Annotated in this window: 5 protein-coding genes; 4 read left to right on the forward strand and 1 reads right to left on the reverse strand. The window is 71.5% G+C overall.

Annotated features, from left to right (window positions below):
• The 3 genes from DY245_RS35200 to DY245_RS35210 form a co-directional block, all read left to right on the forward strand.
• Window positions 1-1,001 (forward strand): SIS domain-containing protein (locus tag DY245_RS35200; protein WP_128511164.1); only part of this gene is annotated, 1,001 nt, incomplete at its 5' end.
• Between the two features lie 85 nt (window positions 1,002-1,086).
• Window positions 1,087-2,280 (forward strand): mannose-6-phosphate isomerase, class I, encoded by a 1,194-nt coding sequence (gene manA, locus DY245_RS35205; RefSeq protein WP_128511165.1) that lies wholly within the window; start codon window positions 1,087-1,089, stop codon window positions 2,278-2,280.
• Window positions 2,281-2,422: 142 nt separating this feature from the next.
• Entirely contained in the window at window positions 2,423-3,382 is a 960-nt protein-coding gene (locus tag DY245_RS35210) for a cation diffusion facilitator family transporter (protein WP_128511166.1), read from the forward strand.
• Window positions 3,383-3,782: 400 nt separating this feature from the next.
• Here DY245_RS35210 and DY245_RS35215 read toward each other — a convergent pair whose 3' ends face one another.
• Complete coding sequence (locus DY245_RS35215) at window positions 3,783-5,924, reverse strand: fructose-specific PTS transporter subunit EIIC (RefSeq protein WP_244943470.1); 2,142 nt, start codon at window positions 5,922-5,924, stop codon at window positions 3,783-3,785.
• Window positions 5,925-6,465: 541 nt separating this feature from the next.
• Between DY245_RS35215 and ahcY the strand changes: the two genes are divergently transcribed.
• The gene (ahcY, locus tag DY245_RS35220; protein WP_128511168.1) at window positions 6,466-7,923 is read left to right on the forward strand and encodes an adenosylhomocysteinase; all 1,458 of its coding nucleotides are present in this window, start codon (window positions 6,466-6,468) and stop codon (window positions 7,921-7,923) included.
• Window positions 7,924-8,122 lie beyond the last annotated feature (199 nt).

The following is an 8,122-nucleotide window of genomic DNA, read 5'->3' on the forward strand; positions in this document are numbered from 1 at the left end:
CACTGACCCCCGACGGGCGGCCGCGCGCCGTCCTCGTCGCGGGGCCCGGCCCGGCCGCGGCCGGCGTCGCCGACCTCCTGGGCGCCCTCAGCGGCGGCAGCTGCCCGGTCAGCCTCATCCAGCCCACCGGCGTCGCGCCGCTGCCCGGCGCGCTGCGCTGGACGCTGCCCGGCTGGACCGGCCCCCTGGACCTGCTGCTGCTCGCCGGACCCGACGCCGACGACCCCGGCCTCGCCGAACTGGTCGAACAGGCCTACCGCCGCGGCTGCTCCGTCGTCGCCGTCACCCCGGCCGGCGGCCCGCTCGCCGACGCCGTCATCCAGGCCCGCGGCCTCCCCGTCCCGCTGGCGACCACGTCGTACGACGCCGAATTCGACGTCGAGGGCGCCCCGCCGGCCGCCCCCGGCACCCTCTGGTCGGTGCTCATCCCGCTGCTCATGCTCGGCGACCGGATCGGCCTGCTGAGCGCCCCGCCGGACGCCCTGAACAAGCTCGCCGACCGCCTCGACCAGCTCGCCGAACGCTGCGGCCCGGCCATCCCGACGTACACCAACCCCGGCAAGACGCTGGCCGCCGACCTCGCCGACGCGCTCCCGCTCATCTGGACGGAAGGCGCCATCGCCGGCGCCGTCGGCCGGCACTTCGCGACCGAGCTGGCCGGGCTCGCCGGCCGCCCCGCGCTCGTCGCCGAGCTGCCCGAAGCGCTCACCACCCACCGCACGCTGCTGGCCGGTGCGCTGGCCGCCGGCGCCGACCCGGACGACTTCTTCCGCGACCGGGTCGACCAGCCCGCGGCGATGCACGCCCGGGTCGTGCTGCTGCGCGAGGAGGAGCCGGGCGCGCTGTCCGCCACCCGGGCCGCCCATGTGCTGGCCGAGGAGCGCGACACCGCCGTCAGCGAGCTGGAGGCGGACGCCGGCAGCGATCTGGAGAAGGCCGCTGAACTTCTCGCCATCGCAGATTTCGGCGCCGTTTACCTGGCGCTCGCCGGGACCGAGTGATCTTTGACGGTCGGCCCGCGGTCCGCGGGCCCGCAGCATCACCCGCAGACACGCAGTCGTACGAAAGTCAGGAAGCAGCAGCCCCATGGACCGCCTCGTCAACACCGTGCGCCCCTACGCCTGGGGCTCCGTCACCGCCATCCCGGAGCTCCTCGGCACCGCGCCGACCGGCGAACCGCAGGCCGAGATGTGGATGGGCGCCCACCCCGGCGCCCCCTCCCGCATCGACCGTGGCTCTGGCCCCGTCTCGCTGGCCGAGGTGATCGACGCCGACCCCGAGACCGAACTGGGCCCCGACACCGTCCGCGCCTTCGGCCCCCGGCTGCCCTTCCTCCTCAAGCTGCTCGCGGCCGGCTCGCCGCTCTCCCTCCAGGTCCACCCCGACCTCGCACAGGCCAAGGAGGGCTTCGCCGACGAGGAGCGGCGCGGCGTCCCGATCGACGCCGGCCACCGCAACTACAAGGACGCCAACCACAAGCCCGAGCTGATCTGCGCGCTCACCCCCTTCGACGGCCTGTGCGGCTTCCGGCACCCGGCGCAGGCCGCGGACCTCCTGGAGGGCCTGGGCGTCGACGACCTCAAGCCGTACGTCGACATCCTGCGCGCCAGCCCCGAGGAGGCCGCGCTGCGCGAGGTGCTCACCGCCGTACTGAGCGCCGAGCACCACGCGATCGCCAAGACCGTCGAGCGCACCGCCGTCGCCGCCGACCAGCTGGCCGCCAAGGGCGGGCCGCACGCCGACGCCTACGCCGCCTGCGCCGTCCTCGCCCACCACTTCCCCGGCGACCCCGGCGTGCTCGCGGCCATGCTGCTCAACCACGTCCAACTCCAGCCCGGCGAGGCGCTGTTCCTCGGCGCGGGCATCCCGCACGCATACATCAGCGGCCTCGGCGTCGAGCTGATGGCCAACTCCGACAATGTGCTGCGCTGCGGTCTGACCCCCAAGCACGTCGACGTACCGGAACTCCTGCGGGTGGTCCGCTTCGAGGCCGGCGACGCGGGCGTGCTGCGCCCCGAGGACGTCGACGGCGAGGAGATCTACGAGACCCCCATCGACGAGTTCCGGCTCTCCCGCTTCGTGGTGGCCCCCGGCGCCGCACCGCGACCGCTGGTCTCCCGTACGCCGCAGATCCTGCTGTGCACGGCCGGCACGGTCCAACTCCGGGGCGGCGACGCCGAGCTGACCCTGGCACCCGGCGAGTCCGCCTTCGCACGGGCCGGCGAGCACCTCACGCTCTCGGGAGAGGGCACCCTCTTCCGCGCGACGGTCGTTGCCTAGCCGCCTCGGGGCGCCGGAACCTGTCCGGCAGGTGGCCTCATGGCGGCCACCGGGCGCCGGGCTGCAACAATGACCGCCCCAGCAGTATTAAAGGGGCGGTAAAGCGGTAGAGCTCCGCCGACGGAAGGGACATGCGGCACTTATGAGTGCATCAGGCGGGACAAAGGCGATCGTTGCGGCGCTGGGCGCCAACCTGGCGATCGCCGCAGCGAAGTTCGTGGCCTTCGCCTTCAGCGGCTCGTCCTCGATGCTGGCCGAAGGCGTGCACTCCGTCGCGGACTCCGGCAACCAGGGCCTGCTGCTGCTCGGCGGCAAGAAGGCCCAGCGCGCGGCGACCGCAGAGCACCCCTTCGGCTACGGCCGCGAGCGCTACATCTACGGCTTCCTGGTCTCCATCGTCCTGTTCACCATCGGCGGCGTCTTCGCGCTCTACGAGGGCTACGAGAAGATCCACGAACCGCACAAGCTGGACAACTGGTACTGGCCGGTCGGCGTCCTGGTCTTCGCGATCATCGCCGAGGGCTTCTCCTTCCGTACGGCCATCAAGGAGTCCAACGAGCTGCGCGGCAAGCAGACCTGGGCCCAGTTCGTACGCCGCGCCAAGGCCCCCGAGCTGCCGGTCGTCCTCCTGGAGGACTTCGGCGCGCTGGTCGGTCTGGTCCTCGCGCTCGGCGGCGTCGGCCTCACCGTCGCCACCGGCAACGGCGTCTGGGACGGCATCGGCACCATGTGCATCGGCGCGCTGCTGGTCGTGATCGCCCTGGTGCTGGCCGCCGAGACCAAGTCGCTGCTGCTGGGCGAGGCGGCCGGCCCCGAGCAGGTCGCCAAGATCCGCGCCGCGGTCGTCGACGGCGATGTCGTCACCCGCCTCATCCACATGCGCACGCTCCACCTCGGCCCCGAGGAGCTGCTGGTCGCCGCCAAGATCGCGGTCCGGCACGACGACACCGCCACCCGGATCGCGGAGGCCATCAACGCCGCCGAGGCCCGCATCCGCGAGGCCGTGCCGATCGCCCGGGTCATCTACCTGGAGCCGGACATCTACGACGAGGCCGCGGCCACCGCCGGCACCGACGCGTCGGAGACACCGGAAGGCCACTGAGTCGCCCTGCGATCGAGCGGGCCCCCGCACTCCTGGCGAGTGCGGGGGCTTTTGCCATACAGCGCTGCGGGGGCTTTTGCCCTACGGCGCTGCGGGGGCCTTTGCCGTACGGCGTCAAGCCTGCGGCGCCAAGCCTGTCGATCACGGCCCGTCGATCATGCCGTGAGCCACGGGACCCCGTCCCCGGGCCCACGGGACCCCGTCCCCGGGCCCACGGGACCCCGTCCCCGGGCCCACGGGACCCCGTCCCCACGGGATACCGCCCCGAGGTCCACGGGAATACCGCCCGGGGCCCACGGGAATACCGCCCCCGGACCCACAGGAATACCGCCCCCGGACCGCTGCGTTGTGGCCCCGAAGGGGGCGCTTGCACCCCTTACGGGATGTGTTCGCCCACGCCCTAGTGGATCTCGCCGAGGGCGCGCAGAATCGCCACCTTGTCCTCCGCGCCCTGCAGCCGGGCCCGGAAGTCGGTGTCCATCAGCTTCCGCGACAGCAGCGCCAGGATGCGCAGATGCTCGTCCCCGGCCGCCGCCTCCGGTACCGCGATCATGAAGACCAGCTTGGCGAGCGTGCCGTCCGGCGAACCCCAGTCGATGCCTTCCGCGGAGCGCGCGAAGCCGACGACCGGAGCGGTCACCGCGTCCGTCTTGGCGTGCGGGACGGCGATCTCCTCACCGAGCCCGGTGGTGCCCTGCGCCTCCCGCGCCAGCGCCACCCGCACCAGCTCCGCCACGTCCGCCACCTTGCCGGTGCCGGCCGCCAGCTCGGCCATCTCGCGGATCGCCGCTTCCTTCTCGTCGGCGGCGAGCTGCGTCTTGACGGTCTGCTCGGTCAGATAGCCGGACAGCACCTGACCCTCGTCCCCGGCGGGATCCTCGTCCCCGGCGGGCGCCTTCTCCTCCGTACGCGTCTCGGCCGTACGGGCCTCGTCCGCCGCAGCCTTGGCCAAGGTGGCCGTCGCCGTACCGCCCGCCGCACCTGCATCGGCACCTGCACCGGCCCCACTACCGGCACCGTCGCTACTACCGGCACCGGCGCTCGCGACGGCACCCGCTCCACCGGCTACGGCTACGGCCACGGCGCCGACTCCAGCTCCGGCCGGCGCGGTCACGGGGCTCAGCGGCGCCGCCGCGGCATCGCCCTTCCTGCGCTCCGAGAAATCGACCAAGGTGACCGTGGCCAGCGCGGTGACCACCGTTCCGATGGCAACGGCGACGAAGAACACCGGCACCCCGCCGACCGCGCCCAGCACGGCCACGATCGGCCCGCCGTGCGGCACCGCGTCCGTCACCCCGGCCATCCCCGCGACGGCACCGGCCACCGCACCACCGAGCATGTTCGCCGGAATGACCTGCGCCGGCCGCGCCGCGGCGAACGGGATCGCACCCTCGGAGATCCCGAAGAGCCCCATGAACAGCGCCGCCATGCCCGTCTCCCGCTCCTGCTCGGAGTACAGGCGCCGGCGGATCAGCGTGGCCAGCCCCTGACCGAGCGGCATGACCGGGATCGCCGCGGCACACATGCCCATCACGGTCTGGTTGCCGGACGCGATCAGCCCCGCCCCGAACAGGAAGGCGGTCTTGTTGACCGGACCGCCCATATCGAACGCGATCATCAGGCCGAGGATCGCGCCGAGCAGAATCGCACTGGACCCGGTCATCCCGCCGAGCCAGTCGGTGAGATGCGTGAACACCCACGAGACGGGCTTGCCGATGACATAGATGAAGAACAGCCCGAGCGCCGTGGTCGCCACGATCGGGATCACGATGATCGGCATGATCGGCTGGACGAACCTGGGGACCTTGACCTTCTTGATCCACAGCACCAGATACCCGGCCAGGAAGCCGGTGACGATCGCGCCGATGAAGCCCGCGCCCGCCTTGGAGTCGTACAGCTCACCGGTATTGGCGATCCAGCCGCCGATCATGCCCGGCACCAGCGCCGGCCGGTCGCCGATCGCGTACGCGAGATAGCCGGACAGGATCGGCACCATCAGCGTGAAGCCGATGACACCGATGTCATTGACGTGCTTCCAGAACGACCCGTCGGGGATGACCAGACCGCCGTCGGCCTGCGGATGCCCGCCCAGCGCCAGCGAGATCGCGATCAGCAGACCGCCGACCACCACGAACGGGATCATGTAACTGACGCCGTTCATCAGCGCGTTGTACGCGACGCTGCGCTCCTTGCCGCCGCCGCTGCCCCCGGAAGACGGGGCCACACCGGCCCCGTCGCCCTCCTCGCCGCCGTACACCGGCGCGCTCTGCACCCGCTCGATCAGCTGCTCCGGGTGGTGAATGCCCTCCGCGACACCGACCGCCAGGACCCTCTTGCCGACGAACCGACCGCGGTCGACGTCCTTGTCCGCGGCGATGATGATGCCGTCCGCCTCTCTGACATCGTTGTCAGACAGAACATTCTCAGCCCCGATGGAGCCCTGCGTCTCCACCTTCATCTCGTGCCCGAGGGACCGGGCGGCCTGCGCCAGCTTCTCCGCGGCCATGTAGGCGTGGGCGATGCCGGTCGGGCAGGCCGTCACTGCGAGCAGCTTCAGCCCGTGCCCGCCCGTCCCCGCGCCCTCGGGGGGATCGGCTGGACTCGTGGTCACGTATCTCTCCTTACGAACGTGCGCGCGGCCGTACGAATATGCGCGCGGCCGTGCGAGTGTTCCCGCGCTGCAGGCATCCTGCATGACGCGACAGCGCGCGCAAAGCCCTCCGGCTCCGGAGTCCCGAGCAGCCAAGACCTTGATCGCCGACGTCCCGGAGCCCGGTCGTCACCGGCCGTCCCGCCGCCTCTCCCTGGCCGGGACCGCACGGAACCGGCCCATCCGGGCTGGGGTCGCTGGGCCGATCGGTGTAGATTCGTGACCAGTGCCAGACGTCGCTGCTGATGGCGGTCGGGCGGCCCGCCCCGCGGACCGGCCGAGGGAGAGAGGGCCTCCGACGGACTGCGCTGCGGCCGGGGGAGAGGTGTATCCGCTTCCGCGTACGCTCCTTCACCCCAGCTACCGCCGGGGAACCCCAGCCCGCGCCGCAGACTGCCAGCCCATCCACCTCGACGCTCGAGGAGCAGCCCGCATGACGACAGCAGCCACCGGCCAGGACTTCAAGGTCGCCGACCTGTCCCTCGCCGCCTTCGGCCGCAAGGAGATCACCCTCGCCGAGCATGAGATGCCCGGTCTGATGGCGATCCGCAAGGAGTACGCCGCCGCCCAGCCGCTGGCCGGCGCCCGGGTCACCGGGTCCCTGCACATGACCGTGCAGACCGCCGTCCTGATCGAGACCCTGGTCGCCCTGGGCGCCGAGGTCCGCTGGGCGTCCTGCAACATCTTCTCCACCCAGGACCACGCCGCGGCCGCCATCGCGGTGGGCCCGAACGGCACCCCCGACGCCCCTCAGGGTGTCCCGGTCTTCGCCTGGAAGGGCGAGACCCTGGAGGAGTACTGGTGGTGCACGGAGCAGGCGCTGACCTGGCCGAACTCGCCCACCGGCGGCCCCAACATGATCCTCGACGACGGTGGTGACGCCACCCTCCTGGTCCACAAGGGCGTCGAGTACGAGAAGGCCGGCAAGGTCCCCTCGGTCGAGACCGCCGAGAGCGACGAGCACCGCGCCATCCTGGAGCTGCTCACCCGCACGATCGCCGAGGCCCCGCAGAAGTGGACCAACCTGGCCTCCGAGATCCGTGGTGTCACGGAGGAGACCACCACCGGCGTGCACCGTCTCTACGAGATGCAGCGCGACGGCGACCTGCTCTTCCCGGCGATCAACGTGAACGACGCCGTCACCAAGTCGAAGTTCGACAACAAGTACGGCTGCCGCCACTCCCTGATCGACGGCATCAACCGCGCCACCGACGTCCTCATCGGCGGCAAGACCGCCGTGGTCTGCGGCTACGGCGACGTCGGCAAGGGCTGCGCGGAGTCGCTGCGCGGCCAGGGCGCCCGCGTGATCATCACCGAGATCGACCCGATCTGCGCCCTGCAGGCGGCGATGGACGGTTACCAGGTCGCCACCCTCGAAGACGTCGTCGAGACCGCCGACATCTTCATCACCACCACGGGCAACAAGGACATCATCCTGGCGTCCGACATGGCGCGGATGAAGCACCAGGCCATCGTCGGCAACATCGGTCACTTCGACAACGAGATCGACATGGCCGGCCTGGCCAAGCTCCCCGGCATCGTCAAGGACGAGGTCAAGCCCCAGGTCCACACCTGGACCCACCCCGACGGCAAGGTCCTGATCGTCCTGTCCGAGGGCCGCCTGCTCAACCTGGGCAACGCCACTGGCCACCCGTCCTTCGTGATGTCCAACTCCTTCGCGGACCAGACCCTGGCCCAGATCGAGCTGTTCACCAAGCCGGAGGAGTACCCGACCGACGTCTACGTGCTCCCCAAGCACCTCGACGAGAAGGTCGCCCGCCTCCACCTCGACGCGCTGGGCGTCAAGCTCACCGAGCTGCGCCCCGAGCAGGCCGCCTACATCGGCGTCCAGGTCGAAGGCCCCTACAAGCCCGACCACTACCGCTACTGAGCCGACGCCCGACCACCAGCTGATTCCGTACCACTGATCCGCTGGTGCTCGGTGCTCACCCACAGCAGCCGGTGAATCCAGGCCCCCGCCCCTCACGGCGGGGGCCTGGCCCATAAGGACCCCGCACAGACCCGCCACCGCCCCCTCACCGGCCCGCCCGAAGGACTGCACCCTCATGCCTCGCGGCCACTACTCCCTC

Origin of the sequence: Streptomyces inhibens, assembly GCF_003389455.1 — a bacterium.
Lineage (GTDB): Bacteria > Actinomycetota > Actinomycetes > Streptomycetales > Streptomycetaceae > Streptomyces > Streptomyces inhibens.

What these genes read in the sequence shown, in the direction of transcription:
- manA (WP_128511165.1), top strand. Translation starts at nt 1,087, where the DNA reads ATGGACCGCCTCGTCAACACCGTGCGCCCCTACGCCTGGGGCTCCGTC.
- DY245_RS35210 (WP_128511166.1), top strand. Translation starts at nt 2,423, where the DNA reads ATGAGTGCATCAGGCGGGACAAAGGCGATCGTTGCGGCGCTGGGCGCC.
- ahcY (WP_128511168.1), top strand. Translation starts at nt 6,466, where the DNA reads ATGACGACAGCAGCCACCGGCCAGGACTTCAAGGTCGCCGACCTGTCC.